Origin of the sequence: Streptomyces chiangmaiensis, from assembly GCF_036281785.1 — a bacterium.
Lineage (GTDB): Bacteria > Actinomycetota > Actinomycetes > Streptomycetales > Streptomycetaceae > Streptomyces > Streptomyces chiangmaiensis.
This window is the reverse complement of record NZ_JAYWVC010000721.1, coordinates 1-617: the sequence shown is the minus strand read 5'-3', so window position 1 is coordinate 617 and position 617 is coordinate 1. Positions and strand designations below refer to the sequence as shown.

Below are 617 nucleotides of genomic sequence, written 5' to 3'. Positions count from 1 at the left end.
CGCTCCGGTGTATGCCTTCCAGAGAGCCACCCCGGGGAATCCCCGGTCCATGATGACCAGCATCCCGGCCGACGCGCCGGCCATCTTGATCGCCAATTCCGGCTCGCCGCCGCTGAAGCCGCCCACCGCCGCGTCGATCTGCGCGTGCGTGCCGCACTCGGTCAGCGTCACCACTCTCACCTGGGGGAAGCCCGCTGGCTGACCGTTCTTGACCGGCCCGCCGAATACGGCCCGGTTGACCGTCGTGTCCGGCGCGTCCAGCACGAACCCGTCCACCGCGGCCAGCCGCATCCCGCGGTAGAAGGACTCCTTCAGCCCATCGGAGGCCAACGGGCCCGCCAGCTCTCGGAACAGGGTCTCCAGGACCAGCGGTCCCAGGCGCCCGCGTGCCCGCGTGAACGAGGACTTGTTAGGAATGCTTCCGCTCAACTCCTCAATATTGCCAACAAGTTGCTCTGCTACGTCGTCGTAGGAGTCCTGCTGGAACAGCGCCAAGGCAAGCGTGAAGTAGACCATGAAGCCAGCGGGCAGCGCTCCGGGCCTCTTGTCCCGGACCCCGCACTTCTCCAGCACCTCGGCGACCAGTTCCGGCGTCACCCACCGGGTCACCGCCCCCA

The 617-nt window shown here is 67.6% G+C and carries 1 protein-coding gene; it reads right to left on the bottom strand.

Annotation, left to right across the window (positions count from 1 at the left end; translation table 11 throughout):
- On the bottom strand, positions 1–617 hold a 617-nt coding region (locus tag VXC91_RS46620; RefSeq protein WP_329513368.1), incomplete at both ends, for a transposase domain-containing protein.